The sequence below is a fragment of the Micromonospora sp. NPDC047730 genome, from assembly GCF_043204765.1.
In the GTDB taxonomy this organism is placed as follows: Bacteria; Actinomycetota; Actinomycetes; order Mycobacteriales; family Micromonosporaceae; genus Micromonospora.
In genome coordinates this window covers 51,677-72,271 of record NZ_JBIDCU010000026.1, presented here as the reverse complement: position 1 = coordinate 72,271, position 20,595 = coordinate 51,677, and the positions used below count along the sequence as shown (strand labels likewise).

The 20,595-nt window shown below is 70.8% G+C and carries 11 protein-coding genes and 2 pseudogenes; 8 read left to right on the top strand and 5 right to left on the bottom strand.

The genetic code is table 11. The annotated features are described in order from the left end of the window. Window positions 1-188: 188 nt before the first annotated feature. A pseudogene (locus ACGF5G_RS33050) lies at window positions 189-332 on the top strand (transposase); the annotation flags it as partial. Here ACGF5G_RS33050 and ACGF5G_RS33045 read toward each other — a convergent pair. Beyond that, window positions 315-853: pseudogene (locus tag ACGF5G_RS33045) on the bottom strand (transposase); the annotation flags it as partial. The pseudogenes ACGF5G_RS33050 and ACGF5G_RS33045 sit on opposite strands and share 18 nt — an antisense overlap. 547 nt (window positions 854-1,400) lie before the next feature. Between ACGF5G_RS33045 and ACGF5G_RS33040 the strand changes: the two are divergent. Further along, window positions 1,401-2,939, top strand: a complete 1,539-nt coding sequence (locus tag ACGF5G_RS33040) for an FGGY-family carbohydrate kinase (RefSeq protein ID WP_393270258.1) — start codon at window positions 1,401-1,403, stop codon at window positions 2,937-2,939. After that, window positions 2,936-4,570 carry a fucose isomerase gene (locus ACGF5G_RS33035; protein ID WP_393270256.1) on the top strand — a complete coding sequence of 545 codons (1,635 nt, stop codon included), beginning with the start codon at window positions 2,936-2,938 and terminating at the stop codon, window positions 4,568-4,570. Before ACGF5G_RS33040 ends, ACGF5G_RS33035 begins: the two co-directional genes overlap by 4 nt. 162 nt (window positions 4,571-4,732) lie before the next feature. On the opposite strand, the gene ACGF5G_RS33030 is transcribed toward ACGF5G_RS33035, so the two are convergent. The 3 genes from ACGF5G_RS33030 to ACGF5G_RS33020 form a co-directional block, all read right to left on the bottom strand. After that, the gene (locus tag ACGF5G_RS33030) at window positions 4,733-5,731 is read right to left on the bottom strand and encodes a LacI family DNA-binding transcriptional regulator (protein WP_393270253.1); all 999 of its coding nucleotides are present in this window, start codon (window positions 5,729-5,731) and stop codon (window positions 4,733-4,735) included. A 166-nt stretch (window positions 5,732-5,897) separates the two neighbouring features. Continuing rightward, window positions 5,898-9,581: a GH116 family glycosyl hydrolase gene (locus tag ACGF5G_RS33025; protein ID WP_393270251.1), complete on the bottom strand. Its 3,684-nt coding sequence runs from the start codon at window positions 9,579-9,581 to the stop codon at window positions 5,898-5,900. A gap of 15 nt (window positions 9,582-9,596) precedes the next feature. Further along, window positions 9,597-10,679 carry a GTP-binding protein gene (locus tag ACGF5G_RS33020; protein WP_393270249.1) on the bottom strand — a complete coding sequence of 361 codons (1,083 nt, stop codon included), beginning with the start codon at window positions 10,677-10,679 and terminating at the stop codon, window positions 9,597-9,599. A gap of 335 nt (window positions 10,680-11,014) precedes the next feature. On the opposite strand from ACGF5G_RS33020, the gene ACGF5G_RS33015 reads away from it, so the two are divergent. The 5 genes from ACGF5G_RS33015 (at window position 11,015) to ACGF5G_RS32995 (ending at window position 19,689) form a co-directional block, all read left to right on the top strand. Then, window positions 11,015-14,185 carry a DUF2961 domain-containing protein gene (locus tag ACGF5G_RS33015; RefSeq protein WP_393270246.1) on the top strand — a complete coding sequence of 1,057 codons (3,171 nt, stop codon included), beginning with the start codon at window positions 11,015-11,017 and terminating at the stop codon, window positions 14,183-14,185. An 85-nt stretch (window positions 14,186-14,270) separates the two neighbouring features. Further along, the gene (locus ACGF5G_RS33010) at window positions 14,271-15,809 is read left to right on the top strand and encodes a sugar ABC transporter ATP-binding protein (RefSeq protein ID WP_393270243.1); all 1,539 of its coding nucleotides are present in this window, start codon (window positions 14,271-14,273) and stop codon (window positions 15,807-15,809) included. Then, complete coding sequence (locus tag ACGF5G_RS33005; protein ID WP_393270242.1) at window positions 15,806-16,870, top strand: ABC transporter permease; 1,065 nt, start codon at window positions 15,806-15,808, stop codon at window positions 16,868-16,870. Before ACGF5G_RS33010 ends, ACGF5G_RS33005 begins: the two co-directional genes overlap by 4 nt. Window positions 16,871-16,893: 23 nt before the next feature. Next, window positions 16,894-17,895: a substrate-binding domain-containing protein gene (locus ACGF5G_RS33000; RefSeq protein ID WP_393270240.1), complete on the top strand. Its 1,002-nt coding sequence runs from the start codon at window positions 16,894-16,896 to the stop codon at window positions 17,893-17,895. 102 nt (window positions 17,896-17,997) lie between these two features. Further along, window positions 17,998-19,689 (top strand): glycoside hydrolase, encoded by a 1,692-nt coding sequence (locus tag ACGF5G_RS32995; RefSeq protein ID WP_393270237.1) that lies wholly within the window; start codon window positions 17,998-18,000, stop codon window positions 19,687-19,689. Window positions 19,690-19,900: 211 nt separating this feature from the next. Here the strand turns inward: ACGF5G_RS32995 and ACGF5G_RS32990 are convergent, their stop codons facing one another. After that, on the bottom strand, window positions 19,901-20,566 hold the full coding sequence (locus ACGF5G_RS32990) for a phosphotransferase (protein WP_393270235.1): 666 nt from the start codon (window positions 20,564-20,566) through the stop codon (window positions 19,901-19,903). Between the last annotated feature and the right edge of the window lie 29 nt (window positions 20,567-20,595).

Here is a 20,595-nt window from a genome sequence, read left to right as displayed (position 1 = left end):
GGGAACGCCGCGACGACATCCACGAAGCCTTCCTCGGCCTCGCCACCTGCATCATCACGTACCGACACGTCACCCGGCTTTGTTAGGACCTCTAAGAGTTCCTAACAAAATGATCTTCGGGTCTTTCGTCCCTTGTAGAGGGTGATCTACGATGTCGGGCCGTGAGGCGTGGCGAGCAGCCGCCGTGGATCGTGCCGGACGGGCTGTGGCAGCGCATCGAGCCGTTGCTGCCCAAACCTGAGCGCAACCCGCGGCACCCGGGACGCAAGCGGATCCCGGACCGGCAGGTACTTTGCGGGATCCTGTTCGTGCTACACACCGGCATCCAGTGGGAGTTCGGCGGTGATCCGTGGCGCTCCGTACGTGCCGTCGTGAGCGGTGTGCACCGCCCGGATCCGGCCCACCAGGGCCACGTCCGCGGCATCACGGGCGGTCCGCGCTTCCGCGGCCGAGCGCCAGTAGTAGAAGCTCGAGCGGGACACCCCGATGATCTGACACAACCGCTTCACGCCGAAGCGCTGCTGATGGTCGGCGACGAACTGGAAGCGGTTCACCAGCGCGTCTCCCCGGCGAAATACCGGGCCGCCTTCCGCAGAATGTCCCGTTCCTCCTCCAACTCCCGGACCCGCCGCCGCAACGCCGCGTTCTCGTCCTCCACGGAGCCGGCCGCCGGCGGCGCCGCCGGCCCGGCCGTCGCACCCCGACGCCGATCATCGGCGCGGACCCAACTGCGCAACGTCTCCCGATTGACCCCGAGATCGTCAGCGATCTGCGCGATCGTCGCCCCAGGCCGAGACCGGTACAACGCGACCGCGTCGGCCTTGAACTCGGCGGGGTAGTGCTTCATCACCATCTGTCAGGGACTCCTGATCTCCCCGGACCATCACGATCCAAGGTTCAAGTGTCCAGGACCAGGGGGCAACTCCCAGGGTCGCCGGAGGCGACGCCTTGGGTGAACGGGTTGTCCGCGAAGGGGGTCGGCCCAGGCCGGTGCCGAGGAGAGCCGGCGATGGCGGCCGCGCGATCTGCTCCGGCCGCGCCCGTGAGGCCACGGAATGCGCGTCGATGGAGACCGGGCATGCGACGGTCTCTTCAAGAGGATCCAAGATCACCTTGGATGCTTGGGACCGAGGTCGCCGCTGAGGGCCGTACGGCGGCCGTCGGCGCACGGGTGCACACATCAGATCCCGGCCGGCATCGCGACGGATCGGCGGGTCGGCCGCGTCAGAAGCCGAAGTGAGTTAACGATTTCCCGGGAGCGCCGACTTCTTCTGGCGCGGCCGACACCCGTACTCATCAGGCGATACGCCAACATGCCAGCGCGCGTGCTCGGGCCCGGTAGGGAAAGACGCCGACGGATCGGTCTTGATTCGGAAATCGATTGCTGGAACAGTGGCGCCATGAAGGTTGCGGCCGTCCTGGGCGTAGACATCGGCACATCGAGCAGCAAGGGTGTCCTCGTCGACGCCGGCGGCCGGGTTCTCCGCTCGGCGACCCGCGCGCACGAGGTGAGCCGCCCGCGACCGGGCTGGGTGGAGATGGACGCGGACGTCTGGTGGCAGGAGTTCGTCGCGCTCAGCCGTGAGCTCCTCGCACCCGGCGACGCCGACGTCGTCGGGGTGGGGGTGAGCGGCATGGGTCCGTGTGTGCTGCTCACGGACGCCGCGAACGCCCCGCTGCGCCCGGCCATCTTGTACGGCGTCGACACCCGCTCGACCCAGCAGATCGCGCGACTGACCGAGCGGTATGGCGCAGCGGAGATCCTCCGGCGGTGCGGCTCGGCACTGTCCAGCCAGGCGGCGGGCGCCAAGGTGGCCTGGGTGGCCGACAACGAACCGGAGCTCTTCGCCCGAGCCCGGCGGCTCTTTATGCCCAGTTCGTGGCTCGCGTGGAAGCTCACCGACCACTACGTGCTCGATCAGCACTCCGCGAGCCAGTGCACACCGCTCTACGACACAGAGGGCCAGGACTGGTACACGCCGTGGGCCACGGAGATCGCACCCGATCTGGTCCTGCCGCCGCTGCGCTGGCCCGGCGAGGTGGCCGGGACGGTGACGGCGCGCGCGGCGGCAGAGGCCGGCCTGCCGGCGGGCGTCCAGGTCGTCACGGGCACCATCGACGCCTGGTCGGAGGCGATCAGCGTGGGTGCCCAGGGTGTTGGCGACCTGATGCTGATGTACGGCACCACGATGTTCCTCATCCACACGGTCACCGCCCGCCTCACGAACCCGTCGCTGTGGGGCACGGTTGGCGCCTTGCCCGGGACGCGGAACCTTGCCGGCGGCCTGGCCACCTCGGGCGCGATCACGGCCTGGCTGCGCGAGCTGTTCGGCTCAACCGGCTATCCCGAGCTGCTCCGGCTGGCCGAGGTCTCCGGCCCGGGCGCGAAGGGGCTGCTCATGCTCCCGTACTTCGCGGGCGAGCGCACCCCCATCCTGGATCCGCGGGCCCGTGGCATCGTCGCCGGCCTCACCGTCTCGCACACCCGCGGTGACCTGTACCGCGCCGCGCTCGAGGCGACCGCTCTCGGCGTACGCCACAACATCGAGACGATCGAGGAGAGCGGTGGTGCCATCCGGCGGGTCGTGGCGGTCGGCGGCGGCACCCAGGGCGGACTGTGGACCCAGATCGTCTCCGACGTCACCGGACGTCCCCAGGTCATCCCGTCGCAGACCATCGGCGCGAGCTACGGAGCTGCGTTCCTCGCCGCGCGGACCGGGTGGCCCGTCTCGATTGAGGCGTGGAACCCCGTCAAGGAGATCCGGCAGCCCCGGGCGGAGCTGGCCGCCGACTACGACGAGCTCTACGGGCTGTACCGGGAGCTGTACACGAGTTCCAAGCGGGTCGCGCACGCACTCGCTGCACGTCAGGACCGTCTCCTGGCCGCCGGCCCGCTGGCGGCCAGCGCCACCCCACGCACCGAAGGAGTCGCCCCATGACCAGTTACCCGCTGCCCGTGCTGACCGACCCGCCCGCGGCGGCGCCCGGCACCGTCTACACCGTGGCCAGTGGCGACCTCCGACCCAGGGCGAACATCACATGCTGGCCCACCCAGCAGCAGCTCGAGGCCGACCTCACGACCGCGGTCAACGCGCTCGGCTGGAAGGTCGAGCGTGGCCACGCGTTCGACCCGGACAAGGGCCACGGTTTTCTCGACAGCCAGCGGGCCGGCATCGAGGTCTTCAAGCGCATCCCGGTCAACGCACCGCTCATCGTGGTCGAGGCGGTCTGGCAGTACAGCCACCACGTCCTGGCCGGGCTGCGCAGCCACCGAGGCCCGATCCTCATCGTGGCCAACTGGAGCGGCGAGTTCCCGGGCCTGGTCGGCCTGCTCAATCTCACGGCGAGCCTCACCAAGGCGGGCGTGCGGCACTCCGCGCTGTGGAGCCGGGACTTCACCGACGACTGGGCGGCCCACGGCCTGCGCACCTGGCTGGAGACCGGCGAGCTGCGCCACGACACCAGCCACGTGCGCGATCTGCCCGCCCTGCCGGACGACCCCGAGGTCGAGCTCGGCCGCGCCCTGGCTGCCCAGCTGGTCCGGGAGAAGGCCATCATCGGAGTGTTCGACGAGGGTTGCATGGGGATGTACAACGCGATCTTCGATGACGAGCTGATCAACCCGCTGGGCATCTACAAGGAACGGTTGTCGCAGAGCGCGCTGGTCGCCGAGATGTCACGGGTCCCCGACGGGGAGGCCCACGCGGTCCGCCGGTGGCTCGACGAGGCCGGGATGACCTTCCACACCGGCACCGACGAGGCGACCGAACTCACCGACGCCCAGCTGACGAGCCAGTTCAAGATGTACATCGCCGCCCTGCGCATCGCGGACGACTTCGGCCTGGACGCCGTCGGCATCCAGTACCAGCAGGGCCTGAAGGACACCGTCCCGGCTAGCGACCTCGCCGAAGGGCTGCTCAACAACGTCCAGCGGCCACCGGTGCTCAGCCGCGACGGCAGCCGGGAGCTCTACGCGGGCGCGCCGCTGCCGCACTTCAACGAGGTCGACGAGGGCGTCGCCGTCGACTCGCTCGTCACCAACCGCATCTGGACCGCCATGGGCCTCGACCCGGCCACCACCCTGCACGACATCCGGTGGGGGGAGCGGTACGGCGACGACTTCGTCTGGGTGTTCGAGATCTCCGGTTCGGTGCCGGCGTCCCACAACGGCGGGTACGACAAGTCGTACAGCATGCGGCAGCCGCCGATGTACTTCCCGCTCGGCGGCGGCACGCTGAGCGGGGTCTCCAAGCCGGGAGAGATCGTCTGGTCCCGGGTGTTCATCATGGACGGCGGGCTGCACGTCGACCTCGGCCGCGCGACCGTCGTCGAACTTCCGGAGGAGGAGACCCGGCGCCGGCTGAACGCCACGAACCCGCAGTGGCCGATCATGCATGCCGTGCTGCACGGGGTCGGCCGCGATCAGCTGATGGCCCGCCACAAGGCCAACCACGTCAACGTCGCCTACGCGCCGGACGCGGAGACCGCTGACCGGGCGCTGCGGGCGAAGGCCGCCATGTTCGCCGAACTCGGCGTACAGGTGCACCTCTGCGGCGACGTCAACCTCTGAGTACCCGCTTGGCGACCCGGCCGGTCGTGGGACCCGGCCAGGTCGCCGAGCCGGAGTGTGGCCACCCTTCGGCCGAGGCGCCGGGGTGGTGATGACGGGTCGGGGGAGCCTGAGGTTGGGGCAGGCTCCCCGGTTTCCCCGCGTCCGCGTATCGGCTAACGGTCAGCTCCGGCGGGTGGAACTGTCGCGTATCTGAAGCCCGGTGCTGAGCGTGACGGTCGACGGCGGCCGCGACGGGTTGGCGATCCGCTCGGTGAGCAGCACGGCGGCGGCGCGTCCGAGATCGTACGTCGGCTGGGAGACGGTGCTCAGCGACGGCCGGACCAGGTGTGCCCACGGGATGTCGTCGAATCCGACCACCCCGACCTCGTGCGGCACCCGGATGCCGCGGTCGACGAGACATTCGACGGCACCCACAGTCATCAGGTTGTTCGTGGCGAAGACGCTGTCGGGCGGGTTCTCGCTGTCGAGCAGCGAGGCCATCGCCCGGTAGCCGCCCTCCTCGCGGAAGTCCGCGTACCGCACGAGGGCATCGGTCACCTCCCGCCCGCGCGCCCGCAGCGCGCGCTGGTAGCCCCGGAGCCGCTGGGCCGCCGTGGAGATTCGGCGGGGGCCGGTGATGCAGGCGACCCGCTTGTAGCCGTTGTCGATCAGGTGCGTGGTCGCCAGCTCCGCCCCGTGCACGTTGTCGACGAGCACCGTGTCGATGGTGACGCCGCGCAGCTGGCGGTCGATCGCCACGACCGGGATACGGGCCTCGACGAGCCGGTTGATCACCGTCGAGCGGCCCGACGTGGAGATGATGACGCCGGCCATCCGCTCGCCGAGGGCCGCCGCGATGTACCGGGACTCCTTCTCCGGATCCTCGTCGGTGTTGCACAGGACCACGGAGTAGCCGGCGCTCTGCGCGACGTCCTCGACCCCGCGCACCATGGAGGTGAAGAAGGGGTTGCCGATGTCGGAGATGATGACCGCCCAGAGGCTGGTTTGGCTCAGGCGCAGGTTACGGGCGACGGCGTTGGGACGGTAGTCGAGGTCCCGCATCGCCTGGTGCACGCGCGCGGCCATGGCTGGATCGACGGTGGTACGCCCATTCAGCACCCGCGAGACCGTCGCGGGCGAGACCTGAGCCTGCCGTGCCACGTCGTAGATCGTCGCCATTCGCCTCCATCCGGTGAATTCCTATGATGACGAGCCCGAGAACGAGTGCGCGCTCCCGCACCGTCGCCGGTGCGGGGACTGGGCATCCTACGGACGAAAAATGACGGTATTGTCACGGGCTTTCCGTGCCGGCGCTCACCACGCGCCGTGACGAGCGCCGACACGTTCAGCCGTTGAGCATCACCTGGAGGGCGTCGCCCCGACCGACCACGACCTCGGCGGCCAAGGTAACGAGGAAACGCCCGTCCCGGCACGACCAGTCACGCACGGGCAGCGTGCTATTGCGCAGGCGTACCGTCACCCGTGCCGGGGAACGCGTCACCGCCAGAGCGACGCTGGACACCCGGAGGCGGCCGTACCGGACCTCGACCGTACCGGTGAGGTGCTCGCCGTGGCGCTCCTGCCGGAAGAGGCCCCATCCTTCCGCCGCGGTGAACGCGGCGGCGAACCTGTCGGGGCTGATCCGGGGCGCGAACCCGATGTGTCCGCGGGGGCCGTGGTACTCGAACCCGCAGGCCGCGAGGTAGACGCCGTGGCTGGCCATGGCCCGGGCGTAGTGGTCGCCGCACTCGATCTCGTTGTACGGGTTGCGCTTGCCGGCGGCGTACCGTTCGTGCAACGCCCGGGTGAGCGTAAGCCCTTCCTCGACCAGGCCCTCCTGGAGCATGTGCGCCGCGACCTGGTACTCCTGGCCGGTCCACACCTCGTTGAAGTACATCGCGGCCCAACTCGCCGGGGTCCCGGCCGCGCTGTCGGCGCCACCGCGCGGCCAGGTGGTCATCAGCATGCCGTACTCGTGGTCCATCGCGAACCAGCGGCCGCCCGGGATGACGCTGCCATCCCGGTAGGCGGCGTGGTCGGGGGTGAAGTTGTACCGGTAGAGGCTCTTCAGGGCGCTGACGGCTTGCTCCGCGGGTACGACACGGGGGAGCCCGAGCTGACCGGCGAGGCTCTGCCCGAAGAGTTGGTCGATGTGGCACCCCCGATTGCTGTTGATCACGTCGGCGTGGGCCGGATCGACCTCCTGGATGAAGTACTCGCCGTTGAAGAGTTCCGCGGACAGGTACCGGCTGCCGGAATCGGCGAGGGTCCGGCACCGGTCGGCGAACTCGGCCTGGCCCAGCTCGTCGGCCATCGCCGCGCCCGCTCGCAAGGCCGCGACGTACATGCCCGTGATCCAGGCGATGTGGCCGTACCAGGTGGTGTCGAGCGTGTTCGGCTGCGGACCGTCGAGCGTGCCGTCCGGGCCTGCGTCGTGTTCCATGATCCATTCCAGCGCGCGCCGCAGCCGGGACCAGTTCGCCCGAAGGTAGGTGCCGTCCGGCGCGGTCAGGTGTTCCCGATAGCAGCGCAGGATCGTCCCGCACTGACCGTCGGTGGCCCAGGCCATGTCTGCCTCGGCGCGGTTGCCGATCTGGCCCGTGTCCGGGTGGAAGCCGATGCCGAGATCCACCCTGCTGCGGGTGTCACGTTCCAGTTGGGGGAAGAGCCGGGCGATCGACTGGGCGTAGTTCCACACGTGTTCGCAGGTGCCCGGGCAGCAGTACACGCCCTCCCACCCGTAGAACCGTCCGTCGTCGAACAGGTAGCAGGTGTTGGTGGCGAGGGTCGAGGCGGGGGCCAGGGTGCGTTCCAGGAACCAGTGCGGCAGGGTGGCGTCGGCGTACCAGGTTTTCACCCAAGCGCGGGTGTCGGCCTCCAGCCGGTCGAGGTCCCGGGCGACGTGTTCCACCACGGCCCGGGCATCGGCGAACCGAGTCGCGTAGTGCCGGCGCAGGCTGTCCGAGCCGCGCAGGAAGCTGAGCGAGACACGGTCCGGCACGGGGAAGTGCCAGCCGAGCACGAATCGCACCGTGCGACTCTGGCCGGGCGCGAGCCGGACCGCGACGCTAACCGACCCGGTCTGCCCGGATAGTGAGCCGTCCACCTCCGCGGGGCCGGCCTCCGCCACGAACACGTCGTCGAGGGTATCCCACCAGGCCAGCGACGGACGCGCCACCGCCCGGCCGTCCAGCGCGGCGAGGACGAGCGTGCCGTTGTCGGGCACCTGGTCCAGCGGCCGCGCGTCCGTCGTCACGTCGCTGAACACGATCCGGTCGACGTTGACGTGCCCCCACCCGCCGGTGTCCGAGTCCACGATCTCGATGACCGCGGTGCGGCCCTGGTACGCGGACACGTTCATCGTGGCCACGCTGACCGGTTCCGCGTCGCGGCCGGCGACGCTGGCCTCCAACGCGCCATCCACCAGGAGGTTCACGCAGGTGCTGCCGCGGTGGCTCCCGCCGCCCACGGCCACGTTGACGTAGCGCCGCTCGACGGTGAACGGCCGGCTCGTCAGCTTGCCGGTGGCGGCATCGGCACGGCCCGAGTCCCCGCCGGACCCGCGGAAGTCGTGCGACGTCGCGAACCGCTGCCCCGACGCGCCGAGATCGCCGAACCGCTTCATGTAGTCCGGCACCTCGGAGACCAGCACCGGGCCGCTGCCGAACGCGGTGCCCTCGACGGTCCAGCCCTCGTAGGTGTCCCGCTCCCAGTCCTCGAACACGATGTCGGGCCGCGGCGCGGCGTCGGTGAAGACGATCCGGTCGCAGTTGAGGTGGCCCCAGGCCCCGCCGTGGTCGTCGACGATCTCGATGACGGCGGACCGCCCCTCGTGCGCGGCCACGTCCAGGAAGACGGGCCGCATCACCTCGGTGTCCTGCCCGGTGGCCGTGGCGACGACCGTCCCGTCGACCACCACGTTGACGCAGGTCTGTCCCGGGTGGTTGCCGCCACCCAGGGACAGCCGGATGGATTTGCGAGTGACGGTGAACGGGTCGCTGACGAGCCTGCCGGTGGGCGCGTCGGCTCGGCCGATGTCGCCGGCGGCGCCACGGAAGTCGTGTGACGTCACGAGCCGTTGCCCGGTCGCGTTGAGCGGGCCGCCGCGCTTCATGTAGTCCGGGATCTCGGAGACCAGCACCGGGCCGGTGCCGAAGGCGGTGCCCTCGACGGTCCAGCCGTCGTAGGTGTCCCGCTCCCAGTCCTCGAAGACGACGTCGGGGCGGTCGGGCGTCTCGGTCTGCTCCGCGGCCGAGAACCGGACACCGCGCAGCGACCGGTCGCCGAACGCCGTCGACCGCAGGGTGATGCCGCGCTGCGTCCTGGTGTCCAGGCAGGCGGGATTCTCGACGTAGCCGAGCAGGGTGGCGTCCACCGTTCGGTGCGACGTGTTGCGCAGCGTGTACGCCAGCACGGTCGCCGGCAGCGTCGAGTCCGCGACCGACAGCGGTACGAACGGTGAGAACGCCTCCAGGGTCACATCGACCGGGGTGTCGGCGGCTCGGTACCGGACCGTGCCGATGGGGTACTGCCCCGTGAAACGCACCTGGTCGAAGCCGGTCGCGTCGAGGGCGCGGGTCTGGACCCGTCCGGCCGACCGGGTCCGCAGCGCGAAGCCGTGCCGGACGGGTGAGGTGGGCTGTCGCGGGTTCGCGTACCCGACGTCCGTGGTGCCGGCCGCCGGCCGGTTGAAGATGTCCCAGTTCCACAGCCGCCCGTCGCCGCCGAGGTACAGCTGGCCGGTGGCGCCGCCGCCGACCGGCATGCCGAGCCAGCGGAGGTCGGTGCCCTCGTAGGTGGTCGGCTCGCCCCGGCCGTGCAGCGCCGTGGTCCAGTCGGATGGCAGCGCCTTGTCGACCGGTACGGCGATCAGCCGGTCCTCGGGTACGCCCAGGGCGGTGGCGGCTTCGGCCCGGGAGCCGGCGAGCACGGTGCCGGCGGCGACCCCGAGGGAGAGAGTGAGGAGTTGTCGGCGGTTCGGGCGGCAGGCGTTGCCGGGACAGCACTGGTCGTACGACTGGTCTGTCATGGGTGCTCCTGACGGTCAGGCCGGTGCGGCCGGGAGACGGTGCACGGGGCGGGGGTAGGACGGCGCGAAGGCGTTCGCCGGGCCGGGGCGGGCGGCGGCGCCGGCCGCGAGGTCGGCGTCGTAGGCGGCGGCCCGTACAAGGGATTCGAGGTCCTCCGGTGGGCAGGTGGCGCGGACGTTGACCAGCACGGTGGCGCGGGCCACCGGCGGCTCGTCCCGCCCGGTGGGCTCCTGCCGCGGCGGCTCACCGGCGGCCACGACGCTCATGCGGATCAACCCGGCGGGCGACTCGACCGCGATTTTGGCGTGACCGATGACGTCTCCCCGCCGGGCGCAGGCTGCGGAGAGCGATTCGAGGGCGACGTGTGCCCAGCGTCGCGTGGAGAACCCGCCGTCGGCCGAGACCTGCCATACCTGGTTGAGCCAGCTCAGTCGCGCCTCCGCCGCGGCGTAGCGGTCGTAGTCGACGTCCACGTCCACGTCCGGGACGCGCCGCGGCCCATTGATCCACCGCGCGACGAGCTCGTCGACGTGCTCGCCGAGACTCGCGCTGTAGCCGAGGACGTCGGCGTCGGGGTGGACGCGGCGGATCTGGTCGAGGAGCGCGTCGAACTCGACGCGGGGCAGGGTGTCGGACTTGTTGACCGCGATGAGGTTCGCCTCGGCGAGCTGGCGGTCGAACAGGTAGCCGAGGTCGCCGTCGAGCACGCCGACGCGCGCCGGATCGACGATCGTGGTGAGGGGAGCGAGTGTGAGGCGGTCGCCGTAGCGAGCCCGCAGGGGGCGGACGACCGTTGCCTGCAGGTCGGTGCAGCTGCCGACGGCCTCGGCCAGGATGGTGTCGGCCTGCCCGGTGTCGAGCAGGTTCGTCAGGAGGTCGGCGAGGCACTCGAAACGGCAGCAGAAGCAGCCGTCGGTCACCTCGCCGACGTCGGGCACCGCGTCCCGGGCCAGTTGGGTGTCGACCAGGTCGCTGCCCTGATCGTTGGTGATGATCGCGACCCGGCCGCCGCGTGCGGTGAGCAGCCGTCCGGCGGCCAGCATGGTGGTGGTCTTGCCGGCGCCGAGGAATCCGGTGAGGACAACGAGTCGGGGCACGGTTGCCCCCTCCCAGCGTGCCGCGGGGGCCGCGGTGCGCACTCGTGAACGAGAAATCGTTTGCTCGGTTCTGATCGAGGACCATAGAAGCGGCGGGTGAGGCTGTCAACGGCGGAGCCCCGCCGACCTCCTCGTCCACACCGAAGGATTGACCGTCGCGCATCGGCTGCCTAACCTGTTCGCAACTGCAGCGAGAAATCGATTCCTTGTCTGCCGCAGGCCCGCCCACCCACCGATGTGGAAGGCGACTCATGACACCACCCACCACTCGTGCACCACGTACCTCGCCCAGGCGGCTGCTCGGTGCCGCCGTCGCGGCGACCCTCATCGCCGGCTTGGCTGTCGTCGGTCTCACCGCATCGGCCTCGGCCTCCACCGGCCCGACCACAAACGGCCCCGTCGGCTGGGACGTCTACCGCCGACTCGACCGGCTCCCGGAACTCGCCGACGGATCCCGGGCCTACCAGTTCTCCAGCTTCGACCGCAGCGGCGGCAACGACGACGGCTTCTCCGGCCGGTACTCGTGCCTGCGCATCAGCGCCGAAGGCTGCGTCATCGCCGAGGCGACCGGCGCCGGCGAGATCGACTCCATCTGGTTCACACGCGACGAGGGTAACGTCTCCGCCACGGGCACCATCAAGGTCGTCCTCGATGGAAAGACCGTGCTCGAGGCCAAGCTCCAGGATGTCGTGGACGGCAAGCTCGGTGCTCCCTTCGTCTACCCGGTGGTCGCCAACGCGGCGCAGAGCTCCGGTGGCGTCTACATCAAGGCGCCCATGACGTACCGCAGCTCGATGCGGGTCACCACCGAGAAGAACCCGATCTTCTACCACGTCACCTACCGGAAGTTCACCACGCCGGACGGCGTCCGCACCTTCGACCCCACCGACCGGGCCGCGGACGTCATCGCGCAGCTCAAGGCCGCCGGCACCCGCGACCCCAAGCCCGCCCAGCCGGGCGCCACGACGGCCAAGCGCACCTTCGCCGTCCCTGCGGGCGATCGGGCGACCCTCGCCAGTGGCGTGGGCCCCGGCGCGATCACCGCACTCCAGCTGACCATCCCGCAGCTCGTCGGCGCGCCCGCGCCGATCGCCGACGACGGTCGCGCCTTCGGCGTTGGCGGCGGCAGCGAATTTACCGCCGCCGTCGACCCGGCCAACACCGGCGTACGGCTCACTCGCCGGCTCGACCCGCACGTCGGGCACCAGCGAGCGCGCATCCTGGTCGACGGCGTACCGGTCGCCGAGTGGCCCGCCAACGACCCAGTGCCGTTCGGCACCTGGCTAGACCAAACCGTCGAGCTGCCAGTGAGCGCCACGGCCGGCAAGACGAAGCTGACCATCCGCAACGAGTTCGTCTCATCCGACCTCGACGTCAACGAGTTCACGTACTGGGTCGACAGCCTCGTCTCCGGCACCGCGAAGCGCACCGACACGGTCGACCTGGGCGCGGCGCACACCGACGCCGAGGCAGCACACGGCTACCGGATCACCGCGCAGACCTGGCAGGGCAGCAACACCTTCTCCTACCCGGCCGACGACGAGCGCAAGGCGGCCGTCGCCGCGTCCGACGCGGTGCTGCGTGACACCCGCCTGCGCATCTCGTTCGACGGAAGAACCACAGTGGACGCCCCGCTCGGCGAGTTCTTCGGCACCGGCCTCGGGCTGCACTCCGTCCGGTCCCTGATGTTCGGCGTCGACCCGGCGACCGCGACGCTCTCGGCCTGGTGGCCGATGCCCTACCTGTCGCGCTGGACGATCGAGTTGCACAACGGGGCCGACGTGGCGATCAAGCCGTCGGTGGCCACGGTGACCACGGCGCCATCCGCCCGCTGGGCGGCGGCCCTGCGGCCGACCGGCGACACCGGCTACTTCCAGGCGACCGCGACCAGCGCCGACACCACGCCCGGAGCGGACCACCTCTTCCTCGACGTCGCGGCGCGGGGGAAGTTGGTGGGGGTCACCCACACCATGGAGGGGCACATCCGCGCCGGCAACCAGCGGAACTACCTGGAGGGTGACGAGCGCGTCTACGTGGACGGCGCGCAGAGCCCGAGCATCCACGGCACCGGCACTGAGGACTTCTACGAGAGCGGCTGGTACTTCAACCACGGCACGTTCTCCGCGCCGATGAACGGCAACCCTGCCCATGAGGTCGCCGACTACGGCTGCCAGTACGACTGCACAGGGGCGTACCGGCTCATGCTCGCGGAGTCGGTGGCGTTCTCGACCGGACTGCGGTTCGGCATCGAGCACGGCCCGGGCGACCAGGACCCGGCCCGGTACGGCTCCACCGCGTACTGGTACGGCCAGGACACCGTCGGGCAGCGCTGGACGGACACGGTCGACGTGGGCGACACCGCCAGCGAGGCGGCCCACCAGTACGCCTCGGGCGGTGACCGGACGGTGCTCACGGCGACCTTCGAGGGCGACGACGGCGCACCCCGACCGGTGACCGACGACGTCCGAGCCTCCGCCGACCCGATCCGGTTCCGGGTGGCCCTCGACGATGACAACACTGGCGCGGTCCTGCGCCGGGTCGGCGACCAGTCGGCCGGGTACCAGTCCGTGGCGGTCCAGGTCGACGGGCGCGACGCCGGCACCTGGTCGCAGCCGCTGGCCAACGCGTCGCACCGGTGGCTGGAGGACGAGTACCGGCTCCCGGCCGCGCTCACCCGGGGCAGGGACGCGGTGACCGTCACCCTGACGCCGACCGCCGGCGCCCCGGCCTGGTCCGCGGCCCGGTACGCGGCGCTCAGCCTGGTCACCCCGTTCACCGACCAGCAGCGGCCGGAGGCGGTCAGCGGGCTCACCGCGACCAGCGGCACGACCAACGCCGTGACGGTGGCCTGGCAGCCGGCCCGCGACGACGTCTATGCCCCCGGGTACGAGGTGTTCGCCTCCCGTGAGGCGGGCTTCACGCCCGGGCCGGGCAACCGGGTCGGCACCACGACCCGCCCGAGCTTCGAGCACGCGGGTCTGGGGCTGCGCGAGACCTGGTACTACCGGGTGCGCGCGGTGGACGCGGCCGGCAACGCGGGGCCGTACTCGCCGGCCGTCTCGGCCAGCACCGGCGACACGATGCGGATCGAGGGCGAATCGCTCCTGCCCGCGCTCAGCGCCGACGCGCCGGCGGACGTGCAGGGCGACTGCTGCGGCATCCACTGGTCGCAGAGCGCGCAGCTGTGGTTCCACGCGAATGGACCGAACCAGAGCGTCACCGTCAACTTCACCGTGCCCACCACCGGGACCTACGACCTGCGCCTCGTGCAGACGCTCGCCCGGGACTACGGCACCAACACGGTGGCGATCGACGGTGCCCAGGTCGGGCAGGCCTTCGACGCCTACCACTCGCCGGAGGTGGTGGTGAGCGACCCGCTCGACTACGGCCAGCGGGAGCTGACGGCGGGCCGGCACACGCTCACGCTCACCGTGACCGGCAAGGCCGCCGCGTCGGTCGGCTACCTGGCCGGGCTCGACTACGTCGAGGCGCGGCTCGTCTCGTGACCGACCGGAGCCGCCGGGTCCACATCGGACCCGGCGGCTCCGACCCCACCCGCAGCAGACCCGCAGACGACCCACGAGGTGCCGCATGACAGAAAGCCCGCTGGTCCGGATGACCGGCATCGGCAAGCGGTTCGGCGGTGTGCACGCCTGCCGCGACATCGACCTCACCGTCCGAGCGGGTGAGGTGCACGCGCTGCTCGGCGAGAACGGCGCCGGCAAGTCGACCCTGATCAACATGCTCTCCGGCGTGATCACCGAGTACGACGGCGCCATCGAGGTCGAGGGGCGGCGGGTGCGCTTCGGCGGCCCGGCTGACGCCCAACGCGCCGGCATCGCCACGATCCACCAGGAGCTCGACCTGGTGGCCGGGCTCTCCATCGCGGAGAACATGTTTCTCGGCCGCGAGCCGCGCACCCGGATGGGAACCGTCGACATCCGGCGGATGCGCCGCCAGGCCACGGACTATCTGCGCACGCTCGGCGCCGACCTCGACCCGCGGCGGCTCGTCGGGTCGTTGCGCGTCGGCGAGCAGCAACTGGTCGAGATCGGCCGGGCGCTGTCGCTGGACGCGCGGGTGCTGATCATGGACGAGCCGACCGCCGCGCTGGCGGACGCCGAGGTCGAACGCCTCTTCGCGACGATCGCGGAGCTGCGCCGGGCCGGCGTCGGCATCGTCTACATCTCGCACCGGATGGCGGAGATCGAGGTCGTGGCGGACCGGGTCACCGTGCTGCGCAACGGCAGCGTCGCGGGCAGCGTCGACCCGAAGACCGCCTCCCGCGACGACATCATCCAGCTGATGGTCGGCCGGTCGGTCGACGCGCTCTACGGGGAGGGGCGCAACGAGCCCGGGGACGTACTGCTCGACGTCCGCGGACTCGCCGTGACGCCACGCCGGCCGATACCCGGGCGGACCGAGCCGGCCGGGGTGGACCTCACGGTCCGCTCCGGCGAGATCGTCGGCCTCGCCGGTCTGATGGGCGCGGGCCGTACCGAACTGCTCGAGACGCTTTTCGGCGCCGGCGCCTCCGGCCCCCGCGACGGCCAGATGACGATCGACGGCCGCCCGTACCGCCCGCACGACCCACGGTCGGCCCTGGCGCGCGGGGTGGCGTTCGTCCCCGAGGACCGGCGTGGCGCCGGACTGATGCTCGAACACTCGGTGACCGACAACGTCGTGCTCTCCGCGTTGTCGTCGCTGACGACGCTCGGCCTCGTACGCCGGCAGGCGGTGAAGCGGACGGTAAACGGACAGCTCAGGGCCCTGGCGGTTAAGGCGGCCTCGCCCGCGGTCGCCACCGCCACGCTCTCGGGCGGCAACCAGCAGAAGGTCGTGTTCGCCAAGCAACTGCTGACGCGACCGCGGTTGCTGCTGCTCGACGAGCCGACCAGAGGCGTCGACATCGGGGCCAAGGCCGAGATCTACCGGCTGCTGCACCAACTCGCCGACACCGGCATGGCCATCCTGCTCGCCTCGTCCGAGCTGCCGGAGCTGCTCAGCCTCTGTGACCGGGTGGTCGTCCTGCACCGCGGTCGCACCGTGGCCGCGCTGCCCCGCGCGTCCGCCACCCAACAAGCGATCCTCGCCGCGGCCAACGGGGACGATGCCAAGGAGGCCCGATGAACCCGCCCAGCCCCACCGCCGTCGCCGAAGCGCCGCCCGAGACACCGCCCCGCCGCCGGCTGATCCGGCTGCCGCGGGACCGGCACGCGATCTTCGACAGCTTCTTCCGGTTCCAGAGCCTGTTCGGCCTGGTCGCCGTCTTCGTCATCGCGATCGCCGTGTCGCCCGTTCGCAACGGCGAGAACGTCTTCCTCAGTTCCGGGAACCTGGCCAACATCGTCCGGGCGGTCTCGGAGATCGGCATCATCGCGGTGGGGATGACGTTCGTGATCCTGATCGGCGGGATCGACCTCTCCGTCGGGGCGGTGCTCGGGCTCGCCGCGGTCGGGTCGGCCACCCTGATGGTCGACAGCGGCATGGGCATCCTGCCGACGGTCCTGATCGTGCTGTTCATCGGCGCCGCGTTCGGCGCAACCCAGGGGGCGATCGTCGCCCGGCTCGGCATCCAGTCGTTCATCGTCACCCTCGCCGGCCTCCAGGCGGCCCGGGGCATCGCCCGGATGTGGTCCGGCGGGCTGGGCATCCCCATCGCCTACGGCGACGGGCCGCAGGAGGCCCCGGAGGCGTTCTCGATGCTGAGCGGGTCGATCAACGGGATCCTCCCGGTGCCGGCGCTGCTGTTCCTCGCCATCGGCGTCGGCGCGCTGTTGGTGCTGCGCACCACGGCCTTCGCCCGCCACGTGTACGCCATCGGCGGCAACGAGAAAGCCGCCCGGCTCTCCGGCGTGCCGGTGCGCCGCGTCCGCATCACCGTCTTCGCGATCGCCGGCCTGCTCGCCGCGCTGGCCGGGATCATCCACGCCGGGCAGCTCAACCAGGGCAGCCCGAACGACGGCGCCGGCTACGAGCTGGACGCGATCGCGGCCGTGGTCATCGGCGGGACGAGCCTCGCCGGTGGCAGTGGATCCATGGGCGGCACCATCGCCGGCGCCCTGCTGCTCGGGATTCTCAACAACATCCTCGCTCTCAACAACATCGACGCGAACGTGCAGCTGGTCGTCAAGGGCCTGGTCATCGTGGCTGCCGCCGCGTTGCAGAAGCTGCGTCCCCGCATCGCCTGACCCACCACCAAACGGAGGAAACCATGCGTTACACCCGAAGAGCCGCCACGATCCTGGCACTGGCCGCGCTCGTCGCCACCTCGGCGTGCAGCGTCGAGGACGACCCGGGCAGCAGCTCCGACGCCTCGGCGAAGTGCGGCAGCGGCAAAGAATTCCTGATCGGCATGTCCCAGGCCAACAACGCCGAGCCGTACCGGCAGGTCATGAACGACGACGTCACCAACGCCGCGAAGTCCGTGCCCGGTTTCAAGGTGGTCGTCTCGGACGCGGCTCAGGACAACAGCAAGCAGGTGGCCGACGTGGAGAACTTCCTCTCTCAGAGCATCAACCTGCTGATCATCTCCCCGAACGAGGCGAAGCCGCTGACCGCGGTGGTCAAGAAGGCGTACGACCAGGGGATCCCGGTCATCGTTCTGGACCGCAAGGTCGAGGGTGACGTGTACACGGCCTTCATCGGTGGCGACAACGTCGCGATCGGCCGGGCGGCGGGGGAGTACTACGCGAAGACGCTGCTGCCGCAGGGCGGCAAGGTCGTGGAGATCTCCGGCCTGCCGGGCTCCACACCGGCGGCCGAGCGCGCCCAGGGCTTCCGGCAGGGCATCGCCAGCAACCCGAGGATCGAGATCGTGGCGAGCCAGACCGCCGAGTGGTTACGGGAGAAGGGCCAGAGCGTCATGGATGCGATGCTCAAGGCGAATCCCGACATCGACGCGGTGTACGCGCACAACGACCCGATGGCCGAGGGTGCCTACCTGGCGGCGAAGGCGGCCGGCAAGGAGACCGCGATCAAGTTCACCGGGATCGACGCGCTGCCCGTCCCATCGGGCGGCATCAAGGCCGTCGAGCAGGGCCGCCTCCAGGCGACGTTCCAGTACCCGACCGGTGGCCGTGAGGCAATCGACGTGGCCAAGAAGATCCTCGTCGACTGCGCGAAGGACGTCCCGAAGACGACCACGCTCGGCACCATGCAGATCACCAAGGAGAACGCCGCGGAGGCCTACACCACGCTCGGCGGCAAGCAGTAGAGCTTTGGCCCGGGTCCGCCGCCGCAGGCATGCGGCGGACCCGCGCCGGCCGCGCGCACGTCCGGGTCACCACCACGCCACCGTAGAGCTCTGGAGGAACGCATGCCCCGCCCACCGTCCCGCGTCGGCCGGCTGTCCGCGCTGCTCGCCCTCGCCCTGGGACTGATCGTGGCCCCGGCGCCGGCCCATGCCGCCGATACCGCCGAGCTGAGCAACCAGCCGTACGAGAACCAGTCCGTCCAGGTCACCGCCGGCGAGTTCGTTAACGTGTACGACCCCAGCGTCGGCGAGAACGAGCGCTGGTACTACAACGACCACACAATGGTGCGTGACCGCGCAACGGGTCTGTGGCACGTCTTCGCGATCACCCACGCCGAGCCGGCCAACCCGTTGGACGAGAAGTTCTTCGGCCATGCCACGGCGCCGTCGCCCCGTGGCCCCTGGACGAAGCATCCGTTCGCCCTTGAGGCCGACCCGAGCGCGGGGGAGACGCACATCTGGGCGCCGTATGTGCTGTTTCACGGCGGCACCTACTACATGTTCTACGCGGGCGGCACCGCCGACCACGAGGCGTACCGGATGCACCTCGCCACGTCGAAGGACCTGACGACCTGGACGCGGCACCCGGGCAACCCGCTCTTCACCGACGGCTTCGACGGTCGGGACCCAATGGTGACCTGGGTCGGCGACCAGTGGGTCATGTACTACACCGCCAACAGCACTCCGGCCGGTGGCCACCACATTGTCGCCTACCGCACGAGCCACGACCTCGTGCACTGGAGCGACCGGCGGACGGCCTTCGAGCACCCGGCCACCGGCACCTTCGGCGGGCCGACCGAGTCGCCGTTTGTGGTGCACCGCGGCGGTTCGTGGTATCTCTTCGTCTGCTGTGAGAGCGGCTACCAGGACACCCGCGTGTACCGTAGCGAGGACCCGTTCCACTTCACCGTCGACCAGTTCGCCGGCCGGATTGAGGCGCACGCCGCCGAGGTGGTCAAGGACGACTCCGGCACCGGCCAGTGGTACGTCACGGGCGCCGGCTGGGGTCAGGGCGGGCTCTGGCTGGCGCCGCTGAACTGGCGTACACCGGTGGTGACGAAGGGGCGGCTCGTCAGCACGCCCTACTACCGGGCGGTCGTGCAGACCGTGCCCGAGTCCCGGCTAGTCTCCTACGAGGCCGACCCGACCGGCCGAGGCGCGTACCGGCCCGTGACGGACTCGTCGTTCCGTTCCACAGCGCCCTACCTCGCGGTCGGGACCTTCGGGCCCACCGACACGGCGGGCGCCGCCCGGAACGTGACGGTGTCGGCCGACGGCACGGACGTTCTTCTGGCCGGCATCCCGCTCGGCGACGAGCCGGTGACCGTCGACTGGCGCTTCCGGTTCGCACGGACCACGATGGACGTCGACCTCGCCTGGCATGTGACCGGTCCGACCAGCGCGCCGGTCTGGGAAGCCGCCTGGAACGTCGACTCGACCCTGCCCCGGCTCGCGGACCCGGCCGGCGCCGATCGCGACGGGGACGCGGCGGGCTTCACCCGGTGGGCGCTCGCCACGGACGACACGACCACGCTGGCGGTCGCGTACCGGGACGGGTCGGCCTGGAGCGAGGACAACCGGTGGTTCAACCGGCCGAGCGGCTCGATCGCCTGGCAGCCCCTGTGGCAGCCGGGCGGGCGGTCACTGCTGGTCGGCGACCTCGCGGGCGGGACCTGGCGCATCGGCGTGAGCGGCGCGCCCGCCGACACCGGGTTCGCAGAGTCCCTGGCCGCCTCGCTCAACGGCGCGGCGTAGCCTCCGGTCACGCGGGCCGGCCACAGGAGGAGGTGGTCGGCCCCCAGGAGTCGGCACTATCGACGCCAAGGTCTGCACCATCGAGTCTCAAGGGGCGTCTCGGAGGCCGCCTACGTGATCCCCGGGCGGCTTCGACCAGTTGCAGGCGCGATCTGTCGCCGACAGCGCGTCGGAGACGACCGGATCTGCCGAAGAGCGGATGGCGCGTTATTCAGGCGCCGACGCCGAGGTTCTCGGTCAGGTATCGCCGTATGTGGTCGAGGCGAGAGGCGGGGTAACGCATCGCATGGTCGTCAAGCATGAACTGACACGCCCACGCACGGGCCGCCGGCGGGAGTTGCTCGAACCCGGCAGTGCGCGTCCAGCCCTGTAGCAGCGCCTTGTAGCGAGGCTCGGTTCGGAGCGGCAGAACTTCGGGGTCGAGAGTGAGGATCGACCAGGTGCGGGCCCGGTCCAGCACCGCCGGGCCCGCTGCGGCGTTGGCCCAGTCCAGAACGCCGCTGACGTCGCCAGCCTCGTTGACGAGCACGTTAAGCGGGTGCAGGTCCAGGTGAAGCAAGCAGGGGGTTGCGCTCGCCTCCGACGTGGGAACGGCTGACGCGGCGCGCAGTCCCGGCGGAGGTGACACCGTGGCCAGGGCGGCGTGTAGGTGCCCGCAAACCTCGCCCCACCAGCGTGCCCGGGCCGGTGAAACGTCGGCGAGGTCGGCAGCGGGACGTCCCGGTAACCGCGCCATGAGCAGAACCGCCCGGGGGTGTTGCTTGTCGTCGATGAACTCCGCTGTTGCCAGGATCTCGGGCACAGGCACGGCGCGGGAGGCGGCCCGCATTACCAGCACCTCTCGGCGTAAGTCCCCGGGGTTGCCGATACGCAGCACGTTGGTACCGCACGCCCAAGCAGACCCGG

What these genes read in the sequence shown, in the direction of transcription:
- ACGF5G_RS33040 (WP_393270258.1), top strand. Translation starts at nt 1,401, where the DNA reads ATGAAGGTTGCGGCCGTCCTGGGCGTAGACATCGGCACATCGAGCAGC.
- ACGF5G_RS33035 (WP_393270256.1), top strand. Translation starts at nt 2,936, where the DNA reads ATGACCAGTTACCCGCTGCCCGTGCTGACCGACCCGCCCGCGGCGGCG.
- ACGF5G_RS33030 (WP_393270253.1), bottom strand. Translation starts at nt 5,731, where the DNA reads ATGGCGACGATCTACGACGTGGCACGGCAGGCTCAGGTCTCGCCCGCG.
- ACGF5G_RS33025 (WP_393270251.1), bottom strand. Translation starts at nt 9,581, where the DNA reads ATGACAGACCAGTCGTACGACCAGTGCTGTCCCGGCAACGCCTGCCGC.
- ACGF5G_RS33010 (WP_393270243.1), top strand. Translation starts at nt 14,271, where the DNA reads ATGACAGAAAGCCCGCTGGTCCGGATGACCGGCATCGGCAAGCGGTTC.
- ACGF5G_RS33005 (WP_393270242.1), top strand. Translation starts at nt 15,806, where the DNA reads ATGAACCCGCCCAGCCCCACCGCCGTCGCCGAAGCGCCGCCCGAGACA.
- ACGF5G_RS33000 (WP_393270240.1), top strand. Translation starts at nt 16,894, where the DNA reads ATGCGTTACACCCGAAGAGCCGCCACGATCCTGGCACTGGCCGCGCTC.
- ACGF5G_RS32995 (WP_393270237.1), top strand. Translation starts at nt 17,998, where the DNA reads ATGCCCCGCCCACCGTCCCGCGTCGGCCGGCTGTCCGCGCTGCTCGCC.